The sequence below is a fragment of the Aggregatilinea sp. genome (assembly GCF_036822615.1).
Classification (GTDB): Bacteria; Chloroflexota; Anaerolineae; order Aggregatilineales; family Aggregatilineaceae; genus Aggregatilinea.
Map to the genome: position 1 here is coordinate 1 of NZ_DAISHJ010000102.1, position 19,259 is coordinate 19,259.

General features: G+C 58.7%; 17 protein-coding genes. 12 read left to right on the top strand and 5 right to left on the bottom strand.

Annotated features, from left to right (window positions below; genetic code table 11):
- Positions 1 to 57 precede the first annotated feature (57 nt).
- The 5 genes from V7116_RS20145 to V7116_RS20165 form a co-directional block, all read right to left on the bottom strand.
- A complete protein-coding gene (locus tag V7116_RS20145) occupies positions 58 to 657 on the bottom strand; it encodes a UbiX family flavin prenyltransferase (protein ID WP_324393769.1) in 600 nt (199 codons plus the stop codon).
- A 215-nt stretch (positions 658 to 872) separates the two neighbouring features.
- The gene (locus tag V7116_RS20150) at positions 873 to 2,315 is read right to left on the bottom strand and encodes an SLC13 family permease (protein WP_324393770.1); all 1,443 of its coding nucleotides are present in this window, start codon (positions 2,313 to 2,315) and stop codon (positions 873 to 875) included.
- Positions 2,316 to 2,395: 80 nt separating this feature from the next.
- Complete coding sequence (locus V7116_RS20155) at positions 2,396 to 2,623, bottom strand: non-oxidative hydroxyarylic acid decarboxylases subunit D (RefSeq protein WP_324393771.1); 228 nt, start codon at positions 2,621 to 2,623, stop codon at positions 2,396 to 2,398.
- 36 nt (positions 2,624 to 2,659) lie between these two features.
- Entirely contained in the window at positions 2,660 to 4,111 is a 1,452-nt protein-coding gene (locus tag V7116_RS20160; protein WP_324393772.1) for a non-oxidative hydroxyarylic acid decarboxylases subunit C, read from the bottom strand.
- Positions 4,112 to 4,448: 337 nt separating this feature from the next.
- Positions 4,449 to 5,207: an IclR family transcriptional regulator gene (locus V7116_RS20165; protein ID WP_324393773.1), complete on the bottom strand. Its 759-nt coding sequence runs from the start codon at positions 5,205 to 5,207 to the stop codon at positions 4,449 to 4,451.
- A 782-nt stretch (positions 5,208 to 5,989) separates the two neighbouring features.
- On the opposite strand from V7116_RS20165, the gene V7116_RS20170 reads away from it, so the two are divergent.
- The 12 genes from V7116_RS20170 to V7116_RS20225 all read left to right on the top strand — a co-directional run bounded on the left by V7116_RS20170 (position 5,990) and on the right by V7116_RS20225 (position 19,209).
- Entirely contained in the window at positions 5,990 to 6,568 is a 579-nt protein-coding gene (locus V7116_RS20170; protein ID WP_324393774.1) for an RNA polymerase sigma factor, read from the top strand.
- A 3-nt stretch (positions 6,569 to 6,571) separates the two neighbouring features.
- Positions 6,572 to 9,310, top strand: a complete 2,739-nt coding sequence (locus tag V7116_RS20175; protein WP_324393775.1) for a molybdopterin-containing oxidoreductase family protein — start codon at positions 6,572 to 6,574, stop codon at positions 9,308 to 9,310.
- Between the two features lie 2 nt (positions 9,311 to 9,312).
- Entirely contained in the window at positions 9,313 to 9,942 is a 630-nt protein-coding gene (locus V7116_RS20180; protein WP_324393776.1) for a 4Fe-4S dicluster domain-containing protein, read from the top strand.
- A gap of 33 nt (positions 9,943 to 9,975) precedes the next feature.
- The gene (nrfD, locus tag V7116_RS20185; RefSeq protein ID WP_324393777.1) at positions 9,976 to 11,118 is read left to right on the top strand and encodes an NrfD/PsrC family molybdoenzyme membrane anchor subunit; all 1,143 of its coding nucleotides are present in this window, start codon (positions 9,976 to 9,978) and stop codon (positions 11,116 to 11,118) included.
- 135 nt (positions 11,119 to 11,253) lie between these two features.
- Positions 11,254 to 12,453, top strand: coding sequence for an FMN-binding protein (locus V7116_RS20190; protein WP_324393778.1), 1,200 nt, complete (start codon positions 11,254 to 11,256; stop codon positions 12,451 to 12,453).
- Positions 12,420 to 12,596 carry a hypothetical protein gene (locus V7116_RS20195; protein ID WP_324393779.1) on the top strand — a complete coding sequence of 59 codons (177 nt, stop codon included), beginning with the start codon at positions 12,420 to 12,422 and terminating at the stop codon, positions 12,594 to 12,596. The genes V7116_RS20190 and V7116_RS20195 overlap by 34 nt, the downstream gene beginning before the upstream one ends.
- 49 nt (positions 12,597 to 12,645) lie before the next feature.
- Positions 12,646 to 13,617 (top strand): FAD:protein FMN transferase, encoded by a 972-nt coding sequence (locus V7116_RS20200; protein ID WP_324393780.1) that lies wholly within the window; start codon positions 12,646 to 12,648, stop codon positions 13,615 to 13,617.
- 45 nt (positions 13,618 to 13,662) lie between these two features.
- Entirely contained in the window at positions 13,663 to 14,403 is a 741-nt protein-coding gene (locus V7116_RS20205) for a TorD/DmsD family molecular chaperone (protein WP_324393781.1), read from the top strand.
- A 61-nt stretch (positions 14,404 to 14,464) separates the two neighbouring features.
- Complete coding sequence (locus tag V7116_RS20210) at positions 14,465 to 15,691, top strand: 4Fe-4S dicluster domain-containing protein (RefSeq protein WP_324393782.1); 1,227 nt, start codon at positions 14,465 to 14,467, stop codon at positions 15,689 to 15,691.
- Between the two features lie 441 nt (positions 15,692 to 16,132).
- A complete protein-coding gene (locus V7116_RS20215; protein ID WP_324393783.1) occupies positions 16,133 to 16,777 on the top strand; it encodes a hypothetical protein in 645 nt (214 codons plus the stop codon).
- Between the two features lie 54 nt (positions 16,778 to 16,831).
- Positions 16,832 to 17,434, top strand: a complete 603-nt coding sequence (locus V7116_RS20220) for an IS3 family transposase (protein WP_324393784.1) — start codon at positions 16,832 to 16,834, stop codon at positions 17,432 to 17,434.
- A gap of 740 nt (positions 17,435 to 18,174) precedes the next feature.
- Positions 18,175 to 19,209 (top strand): WD40 repeat domain-containing protein, encoded by a 1,035-nt coding sequence (locus V7116_RS20225; protein ID WP_324393785.1) that lies wholly within the window; start codon positions 18,175 to 18,177, stop codon positions 19,207 to 19,209.
- Positions 19,210 to 19,259 lie beyond the last annotated feature (50 nt).

The following is a 19,259-nucleotide window of genomic DNA, read 5'->3' on the forward strand; positions in this document are numbered from 1 at the left end:
GCGTCGATGCGCCTGTCCCCTACCCCCTCGCTGAAGGTGTACGTTTGCATGAGCGGTTTATGCCTCTACGCGTTCGGGCGGCATTTGCTGAGCCGCTTCAGTGCCTTCCCAGGCCTTGAACGGCTGGAAGTCCACGCCGAACTGCATCAATGTCTTCCCGATCACGTGATCGACCATATCGTCGATCGTCGCCGGGTGGTTATAGAAGGTCAGCATCGGGGGCATGATCAGGCATCCGCTCTGGTCCGCGACTTGTAGATTGCGCAGGTGAATAGCGTTGAAGGGCATTTCCCGAGGGAGCAGCACGACCTTACGCCGTTCCTTCAGACAGACGTCCACGGCGCGGACCAGCAGATTGTACGAGAAGCCCGCCGCCACCGCCGACAGCGTCTTCATGCTGCACGGCGCGACGATCATGCCGTCCGTCTTGAACGACCCGCTGGCAATCGTCGCCCCCATATCGCGGATATCGTGGAGAACATCAGCCAGACCCTTAACCGCCTCGACGCTGTAGCCTGTTTCAAGCCGGATCGTCTGTTCCGCGCTCTCGCTGATGACCAGATGCGTTTCACAGTCCTCGACACGTTGAAGCGCTTCCAACATCCGAATACCAAGAATAGCACCGCTTGCCCCAGACATTCCAACAATGATCCGCATATCGCACCTCGTTCGGGCTTCAGGCAGCGCCACGTCTGAACCTCGTGCCGCGCATGACCCGGTCCGTCTATCGCACCGGCAGGCTCCCCTTCCCTCACCTCGCACAAGAGAAGGGGAACACAGCCGTTTTCATTCGACGATCTCTGGAAGGACCCAGGGAAGAGTCGCCCGACGGTAGGATCTCACTCAGGCAGCCCTACCGCCTGGCAGACGAACTAGACCAGACCGACGATCATCCACCAGGTCACCTGAACCCCCACCATAACGATGAGCGCGACAATCGTCAGAGGCAGGCCGTACTTGATGGTCTCAGTCGTGCTGTACCCACCAACCTCGCCTTCGCCCAACAGCATCGTCACGTGATGGAACGGGAACAGGTAGTGGATCTCGACCGCTGTGTAGACCAGCAGCGCCGGGAAAATCGGGCTCCAGCCTGCGAGCTTGGCGTACTCAACCATCGGCGGCGCTACGATTGACATACAGGCGAGCGCCGAACCAAGCACCATGTGGATGACCATCGTGACGCCGCCGACCATACCGGCGTATGCGAAGGCATTCGACGGCGGATTGTCCGGCAGCAGCGTGTTTGCGAGCCACTCCGACAGGCCGGTCGCGGAACTGACTGTACCGATGGCAAGAGCGCCCACCACAAAGATGATGATCGGCCAGTTGACGCTCGAAGACATTTCCTTCGGGCCGAGAATATCGCCGATCCAGGGCAAGGACAGGCCAACCGCAGCGGCCATCGCCACCCAGGCGGGGTCGATCCCGTGCAGGAAGTCGGTCGCCCACAGCACCGTCGCGAAGGCGATCCAGCCCAGCGTCACCCACTCGTCGCGGCTCATCGGGCCGAGTTCTTTTTGCTCTTGCAGCAGCGCTTCACGATCGATCTCAAACGGCCCCGTCTGCTTGAACATCAGGAAGTGCAGGCCCATCATCAGAACCGAGGCGATGAGCCCGGGAACGGCCATATATTTCGCCCATTCCAGCCAGCCCACTTCCTCGCCGGAGAACCCGACACCTGCGACATTGAGCACGGCATCACCGGTGAGCAGCACCATCGACGTCGCGGTCGCCGCGACGAAGACGGCCAGACCAATCGTGACCGTGTCCTTCTTGTTCGCGTTGGCTTTCTTGAGAATTGCGGACACGATCGCCATGATCAGCAGGGTGCGCGGGAACGGATGCGGAATGAGAAAGCTCAGCACGACGCCCAACACATACGCCAGCACGACGATACTGTTATAGGACCGCGCATAACGGATCATGAAGAAATAGGCGACACGCCGGGCCAAACCGGACTTGGTCACAGCGCCGGCAAGCAGGAACGCCCCCACCATCAGCCACGACAGCGGAATGGTCCAGAGGCGGAACACCGTCGCTGGCGGCGCGAGGTCAAGCAGGATGTATCCCAAGAAAAGAACGAACGTCGTATACGCCGGGTGGACAACACCGAAAATCCACCAGATTACGGCAAAAAGCGTCACTGCCAGGGTCTGCTGGCCCGCAACCGGAAGCGCATCGGGCGTCGGGGCGAACCAGATGGCCAGCGCCACGACGATCGAGAGGACGAGGCCGATTGCTTTTTTGTTTTTACTGAATAACTGACCGAGGCCCAGTGGCGGCGCCTGGTCAGATGTCACCGCGGTACTTCCCATTGTGATCCTCCAAGATAAAGGATATATTCCGGAGGAGATGGGGATCTCCTCCGGATAATTTCAGTTGCTTTGGCGAGCGACTACTCCACCTCTAGCGGTGGAATGGGGGGGATTTCCATCATCTTGGCGATCTGGGCTTCAGTCAGCTTGAAACGCTTGTCATACTTGGCCGGGTCCGTCACGGACGCATCTTCGGTCGAGCGCCACGAGTAGTAGCACCGGTTGCACATGTAGACTTCCCAAACATCGCCGACGGGTGAATCCACCAGCTTATCGACGTTTTCACTTTCGCACCGTGGGCAAATCATTTGCTGTCCTTTCTTCTCAGACGTAAAAATTAGCGACTACGCCAAAACCGGGTCGGCGGCTTGTTGGGCCTTCAGCAACTGCTGAATGGTCTGTTCCCAGATCTCGTAACCCACCGGCGGCTCCAGAAGCTGGGTTTCGCGGGTGACCGCTTCCGGCGCCACAGGCGTCGTAGCATCGATGATCAGCTTGGAGTGCATCCCAGGCGGATTCGAAGACGGGTCCAGCGGCATGCCGGGGCAGTTCGGGATGATCGCCACGTCCTTGATCGGATCGACGCGCGTCGTGAGCGCCCACATGACCTGCTCCAGATTAAACGGGTCCACAAATTCGTCAACCACGATCACGATCTTGGAGTACGGCATACCGTGCGGGGTCGTCAGCACGCGCATACCGACGGCCTTGCCGTAGCCGCCGTAGCGTACACCGGTCGAGACGATGACGCCGATACCGTGCGTGTACATGGCGTTCACGGCCTTGACTTCTGGGTGCGTTTCCTTGATCTGCTGGTAGAGCGGGATGCAGGTATTCAGCGCCAGGAGGTAGTCGATCTCGGTCCACGGCAGGCCCAGGTACAGGTTCTCGAAGATCGGGTTGTCGCGGTAGGTGACGGTCGTGATCTTAACTTCAGCCTGGAGGCGAGCGCCGGAGTATGAGCCGGGGAATTCACCGAACGGCCCTTCGACCGTGCGAACGCGCGGCTTGATGTAGCCTTCGAGCACGACTTCAGCGCCAGCCGGGATCAGCAGGTCGGTTTCTTCGGCCTTGATAACGTCCGAGGGAACGCCGTCACGCAGCGCGCCAACGAATCCGTATTCGTTTTGGTCGTACTTGACGGGGGTACTGGCCATGAATGTCACGATCGGATCATTACCAATCGTAATCGCGATCGGCACCGGCTTGTTAAGGCGCTCGGCCTTCTTGAGCTGCAGGCCGATGTCGTGGAACGGCAGCGCCTGAATGCCCAGCGTATCCTTGCCCTTAACCTGGATGCGGTAGGTGCCGACGTTCATCTTATCGAAGTTCTGCGGCTCGTCCGGGTCAGCCGAAATGACCGACGCCTTCGAGATAAAGAAGCCGCCGTCGTACTTGTTGATGCGATACAGCGGAAGGATCTCGAAAATGTTGATGTCTTCGGTGATCTTATTCTGTTTGCAGGGCGCATCGGTGACGATGTTGGGCGCAACCGGGTACTTGTCCCAGCGGCGGGCCAGCTCGCGGAACTGGTCGATGACCGGGGTGTCCTTGTCCATGCCCATCATCAGCGCATGGTTGGCCCACGACCCGTGCACGTTGGTCACCACACTACCCTTGTAGCCCTTGACGTTCTCAAACAAAACGGCGGGGCCATTCTTCAGGTTCGCCGCCGCACGACCTGCAGCGCCGATCTCCGGCTCTGGATTAACTTCGTCCTTGATCCGGACCAACTGCCCTTCGGCTTCCAGCGTGGCAAGGAAGTCGCGCAAGTCTCTATAGGTCTTGTATGCCATATCTATCTCCTTCGAATTCAATGATTAGCCGTAGCACCTGATGTAACTTCGCATGGGTCACCGGTTTACCTTGTTGCACCTCCTTCCAGGCGAGGTTTTTCGCTGGGCGGAACAACTTGTTCGCAGTATGGCGAAAATCCCTCAAATTTCCTGCTTTACGGATCAATATGTGAAAAATTTCACAAATTCACGCGAAAAAAAAGTTTCGCGTGGCGAAACAGGAGCATTCGATATTATCCGGACTGTCAACTTGCTGAAAATCTGAACTCTGTAACACACCTTCAAAGACTGCATGCCGCAAAAAACCAGCCCGAAAACTCAGCATTCTGGCGGTCCATTACCGAGCCGTTTCCAGAGTAATAGCTTTTGAAGCTTTTGTCAAGAGCGTCACAAGCAGCTTCTCTTTGTCCTCATTGAACCGGCTGTTAGGCAGTGCAACACCCAGCAATCCCCACACTTCCGACGCCTGTGTGAAGAGCGGCACGGCCACGCCTACAACGCCCTCACGATATTCCCCCCGCTCCACAGCATAGCCCTTACGCCGGATGCGCCGCAGGTCTTCGATAAACTCGTCCCGATTCACAACGGTGCGCATGCTGTAGGATGGAATCTCATGCGGAACATATTGTTCCCACAGGTGCTCCTCCAGAAAGGCCAATATCGTTCGCCCCAGCCCATAGTGCAACGGCTGCCGGCGCCCATCGGGAGTCAGCACCTTCAGCCCGCCGAGCGGTTCGGTCTTGTGGAGGTACAGTTGGTCGCCTTCATCGTATTTGGACAGGATGACCGTTTCGCCAACTTCATTCGCAACCGTTTCCATGTACTTGATGCTTATCTGAAGCAGTGTATGAGTTTTCGCCGCCGCCACCCCCAGTTCGAATGCTTTAATGCCCAGGTAGTAGCGATTTTCCTTTTCATCAAGCCGGATCAGACGGTTTTCGTGAAGGGTGTACAAGACGCGTTTCGCGGTGGCATTACTCAGGTTAAGCTGCTCTTTGAACTCGGAAAATGTCATTTCGGGGTGATCGATAAATGCGAGTAACGCTTGAAGACCTCGATGAAGTGAACCAATTCTGTAGTCCGGATCGTTTGTCATAATGTCCTCTCTAAATATTTAGAATGCTCGAAAGGGCCAAATGCTATACTGGTCGATACACAGTAATCGACCGGTGCAAATCGACTCAAGTATATTCGAGAAAAAGTGGGATTGTCCAACACTCACGACGATAATAGAAATAACCCTACTACTAATTCTGATATTTATTGACAACTCCCCTATTTTCAAATCAACACAACAAACGATTATCCAGGTTGGTTTGAATGAAAATCGCCTACCAATCGACCACGCGCACCGAGTAATGCCGCATCGCGCGTCAGCAGCGTGGTTGAACCTATCACAACAGACCCGTCATGTCCTTAAACCAATCCCTACTCAAACGGCATTTACGAGTCTTGTCGATGAATCCAACCCATCTTTTACACAAACTGCCGCTTAATTTCGGTAATGCAGACCAAATGTGAACGATTTAACAATCAAAAAGATACTATGGATGCAGTGCAGTAAAATAGGATTTTCCTCGACCGGCAAAGGACAAAGATCTTTACTCTTGCAGTTGAGGAATACCCTCTCACTGGGTGGCGGTTACTCGAGGACCGGCTCTCAGGTTGATTGGCCCCAAGCGGGCTGTGCACCAAAAAAACGTTCATGAACGAGCAGTTGTCTGAAACTGATGGTCCTAACACGTTTACCCAAAGCTCAGCGACCCGCCGGAGGCGATCAATACCAGGTAAGGTTCTCAAATGTTAGGTATTGCGCACCACCCGAGCTGTTCCCCAAAGACCACGACACGACGCTGCAAGAGGGGCACGGATAGTTTTATGGATGAAAGACTGGCGATCGCCCAGCTCAAAAAAGGCGATGTGCGCGGTTTGGAAGTGTTGGTGCGGCGATACCAGCTTGAGGCTGTGCGTATCGCCTTCTCCATCATCGGGGATCAGAGCGCTGCGGAAGAAGTGGTGCAAGAAGCCTTCATCCGGGTGTACCAGCAGATCGACCAGTACGACGACGACCGCCCTTTCCGACCCTGGTTCCTGCGTATCGTGGCGAACGACGCGATCAAACATGTGAAACGCCAGCTTCGCCTCGTCTCGCTGGACCAGATCATCACGACCGGCGAAGAAGACCGGGGCGCGAACCCTGATGAGCGGCTGTACTTCGAACAGGCTGAGTTCAGCATCAGCCATGACGACGCCGAATCGATGCAGGCCCTTCTCGATAAGCTCTCTTTCGACCATCGCGCCGTGCTGCAGTTGAAGTACTACATGGACATGATGGACGAAGAAATCGCGGAGGCGCTGGAGATTCCAGTCGGCACGGTGAAGTCCAGGCTGCATGCGGCCAAGCGCCAAATCCGGTGTTTGTTGACACAACTCGACTGCGTGTCTTGGGATAGATGAGCCATGAATGAGGAACAGTTCATAAAGTCACTCTTCACAAAACAGGCGGAGACGATTACGCCCGCTGACGTTGACTTGTGGCCCGCCATCCAAGAGCGCCTGAAGCAGATCGACGCGACGGCAGCGGCTGAAGAAGCTCCGAATCCCGACCTTTCCGGCGGTTCGCCATCGTTCAAGGCGCGTCTGTCTGAAGTCATCCAGAACCTGACGTACTCCTACGCGACTCGAAAGGAAAGTCCTATGGACAACCAACAGAAGGGCAGCGGATCTGGCCTGAGCCGCCGCACCTTTTTGAAAGCATCCGGCGCGGCTGCCGCCGCTGTGACTATCGCTGGCCCCGATCCCCGGACGCTGCGCAATCTCCAGGTGATCGACGAGCAAAAGCTGTCCGCCTCCGCGACCAGCGAGGAAACGATCGTCGCCACGTTCTGCCGCCCCAACTGCAACAACGGCTGCCGGATCTACGCCCACGTGCGCGACGGCAAAGTAGTCAAGACGTCGCCCGCGCCCTTCCCCGATCCGAGCTACAACCGCATTTGCCTGCGCGGCCTGACGCACCCGGAGCAGATGTACAGCGACCGGCGCATCAAGTACCCGATGAAGCGCGCGGGCGAACGCGGAGAAGGCAAGTGGGAGCGCATCACCTGGGGCGAGGCGATCGATACCATCGCCAGCAAATTTCAGGAGATCACCGAGCAGTACGGCTCCACGGCTGTCGCCTTCACACAGGGGTCCGGCAACTTCGGCGTGCTCAGCGCGACGATGTACGGCGCGCAGCACCGCTTCTTCAGCGTGCTGGGCAGCACTTGCCTGAATAATACGCTCGACGTGGCAGTGGCGCACGGCAACAACAAAGTCTTCGGGCCGGGCCAAGCGGCGAATGACATCGCTGACCTGCGCAATGCCAAGACGATCTTCATCAATGGGTCCAACGTCACCGAATCGCTGATCCACGTCTGGCACTTCATTGCCGAAGCGCAGGAAGCGGGCGCCAAAGTGATCGTGATCGACCCGATCTTCACGACCACGGCATCCAAAGCGGACCAGTGGGTGCGCATTCGCCCCGGCACGGACGCGGCGTTCTACCTCGGCATGATGCAGGTCGTCTTTGCGGAAGGTCTTGAGAACCCGCAGTACATTCACGATCACACGGTCGGCCCGTTCCTGGTGCGCGAGGATACGAAGAAGTTCCTGCGCCAGAGCGACGTGACCGGCGAGGAACCGGAAACGACGGTCGATCCCGCGACCGGCGCGGAAGTCACCATCGATCCGTACGTGGTGTGGAGCGTCGAGGACAAGGAAGCCGTCGTGCTGGCCGAGGGTGTGGAAGCGGCGCTGACCGGCACGTTCGAGGTCAACGGCATCAAGGTGACGACCGCCCTCGATCTGTTGAAGGAAGCCGTCGCGGAATACACGCCGGAAACCGTTGAGGAGATCACCACCATCCCGGCGCAGACGCTGCACGATCTGGCCGTGCTTTATGCCACTAACACGCCCTCGACGTTGTTCAGCTATATGGGCATCGACCACTACGACAACGGCCACCTGGCCGGGTTCGCACAGGCGTCGCTGGCGTCCATTACGGGTAACATCGGGATCTATGGCGGCACGATCAACGAGCGCTGGTATTACGCCGATAACCTCGACGTCATGAACTTCGTGTTTCCTGACTACAAATTCCCCCGCGACATCTACACTGACGACCTGTTCGAGACGGCGGCGAACGGCACGATCAAAGGCCAGCCGGACCCAATCAAGGCGCTCTACATTTCGACCTGCAACCCCGTCGCCGCCCACTCGGACTACAACTTCTGGATGAGCACGGTCCTGCCGAGCCTGGATTTCATCGTCGCGGCAGACATCTTCATGACCGACAGCGTCAAGCAGGCGGATATCGTGCTGCCGGTGGCGCACTGGTTCGAGTTTACGGACATGGAGCTTGCCAGCAACCACCCGTACATCGTGTATGGCGCGAAAGCCGTCGAGCCGCTGTATGAGTCGAAGTCTGACCTGGACATTCTGAAGCTGCTGGCGAATAAAATGGGCGTCGGCCAGTACTTCGACTATACCGAAGACGAGCTGCTCCAGATGTCGATTTCCCCGGCGCTAGCCGAACGCACCGGCTGCTCGCTGGAGAAGATCAAGGAAGACGGCGTCTTCAAGGTGTGGTATCAGGACCCCGAAAAGCCGAACATCGGCGCGGGCTTCAACGGGGTGTTCGGCACGCCGTCGGGCCGGGCGGAGTTTTATAACGAAAACCCGACGCCGCGCGTGAACTCCACCACGGCGCAGCAGTTCGATCCCGAAACCGACCGCCTGCCGCACTTCGATCCACCACTGGAAGTCTGGCCGGAGCGCGAGATCGCCAAAAAGTATCCGCTGGCGTTCTTCCAGGAGCATACCCGCTGGCGCGTGCACACCCAGTACTCCGAAGCGGCGTGGCTGCGCGAGCTGGACCCGGAGCCGACGGTCAAGATGTCGCCCGCCGATGCGGACGCGCGCGGCATCAGCACCGGCGATTACGTCGAAATCTACAACGATCGCGGCTCGTGCGTGGTGAAGGCCATCGTCAGCGCGGCGCTGCCCGCGGGCATGGTTTCGCTGCCGAAGGGCTGGCTGCCCAAGCAGCACAAAGAGGGCACGCCGTGGTCGCTGACGCACATGCAGCTCAACCCCTCATCGATCAACCAGAGCTACTTTGACGTGGCGGTTGAAGTACGCAAGTGGAACGGAGATAAGTAACGATGGCGAAAAAACATTACGTGATGGTGGTTGATACCAAGCGCTGCATCGGCTGCCATACGTGTGCGCTGGCCTGCAAAGTCGAGAACAACCTGCCGGACGGCGTGTGGTGGAACCGCACGCTGACGGTTGGCGGCGACGAAATGGACACGCCCGAAGGCGAGTACCCCAACCTGCAAATCGGGTTCATCACGCTGGCCTGCCAGCACTGCGAGAATCCCGCCTGCGTCAAGGTGTGTCCGGTGGGCGCGACGTGGAAAGACGAAGAAACCGGCCTCGTCATGCAGGACCCGGACAAGTGCATCGGCTGCCGGTACTGCATGGTGGCGTGCCCCTATACGGGTGTGCGCCAGTTCAACTTCGAGGAGCCGCAGTTCGCTGCCGCGGTCGAGGTTGGCTCGGTGGATGCGTTCAACCACCAGAAGCACACGGTCGAAAAGTGCACTTTCTGTGCGACGCGGGTGGCAAAGGGCCAGGAACCGGCCTGCATCGAGGTGTGCCCCGCGCGAGCGCGCACGTTCGGTGATCTCAACGACCCGAACAGCGACGTCTCGCTGCTTTTGAGCAAACGCCCCTACTTCCAACTTCTGGACGAGAAGGGCACGGAACCGTCTGTCTATTTCCTGACTTAGTGAGACTTGCTGCTGAGAAGTGAGGGGCCAAAAATGAACTCTTCAATTGCGCAGAGTCGCCGGAAGCCGGTTAACCCACTCTGGATCGCGGCTGCGGCGGTCGTTACGGTGGCCGGTGTGGTAGCCTGGGTCGTGCAGCTCACCCAGGGCATGAGCACTGTATCGCTTTCGAATCTCACCCCGTGGGGGACGTATATCGCGGGATTCATCTTCTTCATGGGCCTCAGCGCGGGGTCGCTGGTGCTGTCTTCGCTGCCCGTACTGTTCGATCTGCCCCGGTTCCGCCCCTACGCCAAACTGGGCGCGTACATCGCGCTGGCGTCGCTAATCGTGGGCGGGCTGTACATCATGGTCGATATCGGGAAACCGGATCGCCTGTGGCGCATCGTGCGGTACGCGCACCTGGGGTCACCGATGCTGTGGGATCTGCTGCTGACGGTGGCTTACCTGATCGTCTCGACGGTGTACCTGCGGCGCTTGATGCAGGCGAAGGGTGACGACAAGGGCCTCAAGCCGCTGGCGCTGATCGTCTTCCTGGCCGGGCTGGCCGATGGGCTGACCGCGTTCGTGTTCGCCACACAGATCGGGCGTGAGTACTGGTATTCCGCCGTGCAGCCCATCGCGTTTTTCGTGGCGGCGGTGGCGTCGGCAGGTGCGACGATCCTGCTGGTGATGACCTTCCTCAAGCCGAGCGGGTACGTGCACCTGGAGTGCTGCGACCTCAACCCGATCTCGCTGCTGACGGCGTCGATGCTGGGCCTGAGCCTGCTGCTGATCGTCAGTGAAATGGTCACGCTGGCCTTCAGCCGTTCGGCCAGCGCGACGGAACTGATCGACCTGATGATCGCCTCGCCCGTATTCTGGGTCGAGATCGTCTCCGGCGTGGCGGCGCTGCTCCTGCTGCTGATCGCGCCGCTGCGGGGTGGCGGCACCGCGCAGACCGTGACGAGCGCGGGACTGGCGCTGGTGCATCTGGCGGCCAAGCGCCTCACGTTTGTCGGAATGGGCTTCGCGGTAGAGAATATCGACTATGCCGGTGTTAACATCGGCTCCGTTGGGGCAGCTATGCCGACCCTGGTGGAATTCGGCGTCGCGCTTGGCCTGCTGGGGCTGTTCATCCTGCTGCTGACGGTGGGCTTCAACAGCTTCCAGTTGGTCGACGAGCCGCGTGGGTAGCCGCATCGCATAGTAACAATCGCACAGTGAAGCGCATAGGTGGCAGGATAGGTCGGGGTCGCCACGTGGCGGCCAGACGAGCCTATCCTGTCCCCCTTGCGCTGCCAAACAACGCACTCACTTTTCGGAGATCCGATGCCTAACGCTCCAGCCTGGCCAGCGATGCGCCACAGCAAAAACGTCACCACGCTGCGAAATGCGCTGATTGTGGCGATTTTGCTCGGCGCGTGGCTGTACGGCTTCACAACGACGCGATCCGAGATCGCGCCGCTGGTCCCGAACGTGCTGCCGACCGCGCATACGGTCGTCAAAGAGGGCGACGTTTTTGTCGCCTACAATACCAGTCATGAGATCGTGGGGTATGCGGCGGCGGCGGACGCAACCGGCTATGGCGGCCCGGTGTATCTGCTGGTGGGCGTCGATCCGGAGGGCGAGATCGCGGGCATCCAGGTGATCGAACAGCGCGAGACGCCCGGATTTTACGCCCTGCTGCGCGATAACCGTTTCGTTCAAAAGTTCCTGGGGCGCAAGCTGGATCAGCCGCTCGTGCTGGGCGACGACATCGATGGCGTGAGCGGCGCGTCACTCAGTGCCAATGCGGTCGCTACCGCGATCTGGCGCTCGGTGGCAAAAATCCAGACGGAGACGGCGGCGTCTGCTTCCGTGCCGGTGCAGTTCGGGCTGCCGGAAGTTACCCTGGTGGCGCTGTTCGCGACCAGCCTGTTCCTGCCACGTCTGCGTAAGCCGCGTCACAAGCACGCTTTGCGCTGGGCGATCATGCTGATCAGCCTGGTGATTCTGGGTTTCATGTATAACAAGCCGCTGACCATCGCTAATTTTGCATCACTGTTGGCCGGGTATTGGCCCACGTGGCAGAACCACCTGTACTGGTATCTCGTGCTGGGCGGCTCGATCGGCGTGGTGCTGTTCAGCGGCAAAAACATGTACTGTCACACGATTTGCCCGTTCGGTACGGCGCAGGACTGCTTCGCCCGGCTGGGCGACGCGCATCCGTTCAGCGCGAGCGGCGACTCGAAGCTCACCCGGCGGCTGCGCTGGGTTCCGCGCTGGCTGGCCGTGCTGGCATTGGCGATGGGACTTGCGTTCCGGCAGCCGGGCGCGGCGAGTTACGAGCCGTTCGGCACGCTGTTTTCGCTATCCGCCGGGTTTTTCCCGTGGATGCTGCTGGTAATCGTACTGTTCACGTCGATGCTGCTGCTGCGACCCTTCTGCACGTATCTCTGCCCGGTCAAACCGGCGCTGGAGTCCGCCCTGTACGTCCGTAACCGGGTGAGGCGACTATGGAACACCAGGATGAGCGCTTTACGGCAGTAAGCCCGCGTCAGGCGCTCTACTTTTTTATCGTGCTGTGCGTGATCCTGATCCTGATTATCCTGTTCAGCCAGTACAGCGACGAAAGCACGCTGACGGATGAGATCTATCTGCAATCCGGCGTCGCTCAGATAGATGGGAATTAGCGCGGTGACTGCAACAAACACACTTTCTCGTCGCAAGTTTCTAAGGGTCATGGCGGTGGGCAGCGCGCTCAGCGGGCTGAGCTATTGGGCCAACCGCACAGTAAAACAGGCACCCAGCGTACACCGGACCGCGCTGTTGATGGGCATGGTCGTTAACCTGACGCTGATGGGCGACGAGTCCGCGCAGGCGGAAGCCGCCGCCGAGGCGACCCTGGCGGAGATGCGCCGCCTCGCGGACCTGTTCACCCGGTTCGATCCGGCCAGCCCGGTGTCGCAGCTCAACACGGGGGACATCATCGGCTATCCCTCGCCTGAACTGTTGACATTGCTACGGGACGCGCAGACTCTGCACGCCATATCGGACGGAGCGTTCGATGTCACGGTTAAGCCGCTGCTGGATCTGTATCAGAGCACAGAAGCGCGGGATGGGAGCCTACCTTCTCAGGCGGCGGTCGAGCGCGCGCTCGACCGGGTAGGCGCGCAGAACCTGCGCATCACCGGCGACGAGATCTGCTTCACGCAGGCGGGCATGGGCCTCACGCTGGACGGCATCGCCAAGGGCGCGGTGATCGACGGCGGCGTCGGTACCCTGAACGCACACGGATTCCCGAATGTGCTCGTCGAGGCGGGCGGCGATCTGCTGGCTTCCGGTTCGCACAGCGCCCAACGACCGTGGAAGATCGCGCTGCGCGCGCCGCGTGCGGATCAAGCCATGCCGTCGCTGTACGTTGAGAACAGGGCGGTTGCGACGTCCGGCGATTATCTACAGGCGTTCGCGTCCGATTACTCAGCCCACCATATCATCGATCCGCGCCGGGGCATATCGCCCGCCGAGCTTGCCAGCGCCACGGTTATCGCGCCGACGGCGGCCCTGGCCGACTCGCTCGCCACGGCGATCATGGTCGCAGGCAGCGAAGCGGGCGTCGCGCTGCTCGCGCACTATCCGGGCTGCGAAGCCTGCCTGATCGACAAACAGCTCCGGCCTATTCTCTCACCGGGCATAGCGGATTACCTGGTTTGATCGCCCACTTCAATGCACGCGCATGGTTCACATGGAGATGTCATCGTGGTTTCTCAAGTGCCTCCTAAAGCTGCGGATGCGGCCTTCGAAAAATTGTCACACATCGCCCTGGCCCGCGCCAACGTGTTCGGTCTGCTGGCGCGCGCCTTCTTCGACCCGACGGGCGACCTCGTGCAGAAGCTTCAGTCTGGCGCGTTTGTGTCGGAGCTGTACGTCTACTTCCGCGATCTGCTCACTCAGCAGGTTCACCGGGGTGAAGTAACTGAACTGCTGTATCCGCTGGAGCCGCTGCACGCCGTCCAGAGCGATCTGGCGACGGTGGACCCGGACACGCTGCTGAAGGCGCTGAAAGTCGAATATGCGCGCCTGTTCATCGGGCCGGGCAGCCCGGAAATTCCGCCGTATGAGACGTTCTACAACCCCAACAAGTCCAGGCCACTGTTGATGATCAGCGCGGAGGCCGTTGCGGTCGAAAAAGCCTATCACAAGGCGGGCGTCGCCATCACCGCCGGGTTGAACGAGCCGCCGGATCATTTTGCGACCGAGGCCGAGTTTTTGTACTTCCTGTGCGGCCAGGAATCAGACTGCTGGTCGGCGGGGGATAACAGCGGAGCGAGACGGTGGCGGCGGCTGGAACTCGATTTTCTGGAAAAGCATCTGGGGCGCTGGGGCGGTGACTTCTGCCAGCGCGTCGAAACGGAGAGCACACATCCGTTTTACCAGTCTACTGCGCACTTCGCGGGCGCATTCATCAAAATGGAGAGCACCCATTCGATCGAGGAATAAGGCTGCGCGGCGCAGTTGACCCGGCGCGCCCGAATAAGAATAATGCGAAAGGCTTAATGGTATGAGTGCAGGTTTGCCGGTCCAACTGGCCCCGATGGCCGCGACGCCGCGCCAGATCCACCCGGAGCGCTGTTTGCGACAGCGCCACCAACATGCCGCGTGCGCATACTGCCAGGATGTCTGCCCGACCGGGGCGATCCGGTTCAGCCAACGCGCCGTGTTTTTGACCGCCGACGACTGCATCGGCTGCGGCCTGTGCCTGTCCACCTGCCCGGTCGAGTGTTTCGAGACCAGCGCGTGGTCCGAGCGCAGCCTCGTGAGCGCGCTGGACCGGGTAAACACGCCCACCGTCGAGATTGTGTGCAAGTCGCACCCCGCGCCGCAGATGGGCGACGAGACGGTGCCCGTGATTCAAATCGGCGCGTGCCTGGGAGCGGTGTCGCCGGGCGTGTGGTATGAAGTCGGACTTGGCGCTGCCGCGCGCGTGCGGTTGGAGCACTGTTCGGGCTGCGCGCTGGCTGAAGCCGCGCGCTATACACATAAAGCCGTCGAGCTTGCGAACACATGGCTGCAATCGAGCGGACACGCCCCCACGCTGCTGATCGCCGAAGAGAGCGATCCCGCACCCGCCAGCGCCACACGCCGCGCGGTGGTCTCGGCGGAGCAAAAGATAGTCAACCGGCGCAGCTTTCTGACCTTCGCCTTTGCGCGCAGCAGCGGCGCTCCCCAGCAGGCGCTCACCGGACTGCCGGAGGACGAGGAGGTACAGCAAAAGCTGCCACCCCATACTCCCGTGTGGCTGCGCCACCTGTCCGCAATCTACCCGACCTCCGCTGCCGGTGCGGAGGCGCGATCCGAGCCGGAGGCGACGGAAACCCGGTGGCCTACGCTGTCGGTGGAGTCTAACTGCGTCGCGTGCGGAGCCTGCGCGCGCTACTGCCCCTCCGGCGCACTTTCGACCACCAGCGTAGAAGGACAGTACCAGCACCTCTTTACGCCCGGCTTCTGCCTGGGATGTGGCCTGTGCGCCCAGGTGTGCAGCACAGGAGCACTGACACGCAGCTACGCGCCGGACGACGCGCCGTTTGAGACGCGCGTGATGCAGGAACGCTCGGTTGGGGTATGCAAAAAATGCGGCAATCCGGCGCTGGACATGCTCAACGGCCTGTGCTACTGGTGCGCGACCGAACCACCGATGCGTTCCGTGCTGAACAGCGCCAAAGGGTATTTGTTCCAGCGCAGTATTCTAAAGACTAATTTGAACGATGCTTTCAATGACGCGGATTAGGATCTAAGAGTGGGAGAAATCATGAAGATCCGGAAAGTCCCACTGCTACATCCTGCGGCGAAGCGGACATTCTTTTCTAACCCGCAGGGATTTTTCCATGTATAGGCAAAGGATGATGTACAGCCGAGGTACTCGCGAACTGGACTGAATATTCTGGAATCGCGAATGAATCGGTTTACCGCATCAAGATCTCGGCAGGTCTATCCAACGCTGTACCTCCCCAGAATCACCGATCTTCATCAATCTCCCCTCACCAGGAACTACTGAGCCAACATGGTTGCACTTTCCCCGCAGCGCACGACCTTTGCAGATGGCAAATACGTTCACAAACTCCTCCCACTGTGTGCACATTTGTAGACAGTAGGTTCAGCGTAGTTCAAGCGACAACCGCCACGGTGCGGCGATAGGCATAATGGAGCTATGCCAAGGAGAGAGTGGAACGTGAACAAAATATTGATTCGACTGGGCTTACTTTGCTCGATCGTGCTTTCCCTTATGAGCAGGACCGCTTTGGCACAAGACAATGTGCCGTATCAACTGCGGACCTTAACCACAAATGAATATATTGACGGCGTATACGAGATCTGGCGTTCATCCCCGGGCACAGATCAGGATTGGGACGCACACGGACGATTTGTCCAGGCGGTACACTTCGAACTCAATGCCCGCTACCCTGACTTCAAAGATACCGACTTTGACGACCTTGACAAAGCGTGGCACGTCTTGAATCTTGAGTATCCACCGTATTACAGCTGGTGGAGCAGAGATAATGCATTTGGTGCGCCAAGCTACTCTGAATGGCATGAGCTGTTGGCAGAAGCATGGCTGCGCGAAAACCCAACCGATCTCAGCACCATCGACACACTACGCTTTGGAGACTATGCGCTTACTCTGGTTGGCAAAGGAGACTTTGATGGAAACGGAACAAACGAGATCATCCTGAAAGTCGTTGAATATCTGTTTGACTCTGACACCTGTGCTGGCTACTTACATCGTCCGGACATGATTCTTCCTTCACGCAGCCAATTGATAGCTGTCCGGCTACTTTTGTCGTCTGGCGTGACTCTGAGCGTACGTCGCGTATAATCTTCGCCTAAAACGCCCCTGATTCCCTCCTAACGCTGCAAAAGGACAATACCCATGAACTGGCGTCAGCTCTGGATCGCAGGCAAACGATTGGTCGCGCGTGGACTTCCTCAGCTCGAAACCAAGCTGAAGGAATGGACCCAATCTGCGCCGGATCGCCAGATCATCGGAATTACCTCCGATTTGTGGCGCAGTAAGCACGAGCTGATTGCGGAAAATGCGTTTCTGCGCCAGCAGGTGATCGTGCTGAAGCGTCAGAGTTCGGGACGACCAGCGCTCACACAGCATGATCGGCGCGTGCTGGTGGTTCTGGCGAGCAAATTGCGGGGTTGGAAGGGTGCATTGCGCATCGTAAAACCGGATACGCTCCTGAAATGGCACCGGCAAGGATTCCGGTTGTTCTGGAAAGGAAAGTTGCAGGGCCAACGCCGCAAGCCACAACTCTCCCCGGAAACCATCGCCCGGATTGCTGAGATGGCGGTCGAGAATCGAAGATGGGGCGCGCCGCGTATTCGCGACGAGTTGCTCAAGCTGGGCATTACGGTCGCCAAACGTACGGTCCAGAAGTACATGCGCCAGGCGCAGCGCGGTTTGCCGCCCGAGCACAAACGTCAGACGTGGGCGACGTTTCTGGCCAATCATGTGGGCGAGATCTAGGTCTGCGACTTCGTTCAGACATATGATCTGTTCTTCCGCACGATCTTTATCTTCTTTATGGTCGAGTTGGGATCGCGACGCGTGGTACATTTTGGCGTCACGCGATCACCGCGTGATACGTGGGTAACTCAGCAGCTGCGCGAAGCCAGACCATTCGACGAAGGACCGCATTTTCTCATCTACGACAACAATGGCAAGTATAGTGCTCAGTTCGAGCGTGTCGCAGCGGGAGCCAGCATTGAGGTGATCCACACACCAATGGGAGCACCCAAAGCAAACGCGATTTGTAGATGACCGAAGGGAACGCCGAAGGCTACGATTCATCGGCAGCGTCAGGCGTGAGCTGCTGGATCACAATCCCGGCCAGTCCACCGCCGCTATTCAACTGCGGCGCATTTCGATTTTGGGTGGCTTGCATCATGACTACCAATGGACTGCCTGAGAGAAGAATCCGGCGCGGACGAGAAAAGTAGCCGGCACGGTGCTGCCAGGCACACCAGAACTGCACTCGTCTCTCGGATTCCACACGTTTTATTAACACAGAGATACCCACTGCTCTGTATGAAGAATCCATGGATCTCGTTGTGAAACTCGTGCCAGCGGTACAGACCAAATCGGTGACTCTAATATCCAGGTATGATGAACAGAAACGCAGTACCGTAATCGTCGTGCATCCGTCGGATTGTCATCAACGCTAGAGCGCTAAACTCATGGGAGAGTTTGCTAATAAGGATGATTTGATGATCCGTTTGAAGTTCGTCCTTTCACTCTTGTTGTTGCTTACGGTTTTAGTACCTCCTGTTCAAACCCAGGAGGTACACTCCGACGTGACTCGCATCGGACGCGGCGTGGCGCAGTCGGTCGAATGGCACCCCAGGGGTGATTACATTCTCGTCTCGACAATAACGGGCACGTGGTTGTATACACCCGAGTTGGACGATATGGCGCACCTTCCAGATGCCTGGTTAGCCACGGTCAGCCCCGATGGACGTTATATCGCCGGTGTTGACGCTGATTCCCACATCCGCCTGTGGGACGCGATCACTCTGGAGCCCATCGAGAGCCCTGATAACGGCTACTTCTTCCATGTGAAAGCATTGGCATGGAGTCATGACGGGCGTTATCTGGCTGCTGCGGGAACTCGCGATCAAGACCTGATCTATGTATGGGATTTATCCAATTCACAGGACATGGTTTTCGCCATACCGAATTCCGCTGACAGGTTCCTGTGGAGTCCCGACGCGCATCGTCTGGCAATGCTGGACTCCCAAGGAGGTGGGCTTGTCGTCTTTGATGTCGATCACAGAGAGACATTGTTGACGCGCCCCGCTGCCGATGTACCACACGCGTCGCAGGTAGCCTGGCAAGACTCAGACAAACTGCTGGTGTCGGAGTACGGCGAGAACACGGATGTAAGTTCATGGAACGTCACTACGGGTGAGCAGGAAGAATCCTGGCGTCTTCCCGGCCATTCCGTACCTTATTCCAATCGCGCCGGTGATAGTCTGGCCACGGGCGTACCGGGTGGGATCGAGATCTCTCATGCAGGCACCGGGGACGACATTCGGGTGGAGACCGGCGACGATTATTTTGGCACTCTGGAGCTGGCATGGAGTCACAACAATCGCTGGTTGGCTGCAGGCACATACAGCATTGGCAAGTCGAATCCCGCCGAAACCCTTCTGATCAACCCGCACACCGGAGAAATCGTGCAACGCTTTGGCGGCGCCTACCAAACCATCCGGCATCTATCGTGGTCGCAAGATGATCGCTAACCCGATGTACAGGTTTATGGACTGACAAAAAAAGGAGCTGCTTGTAGGAT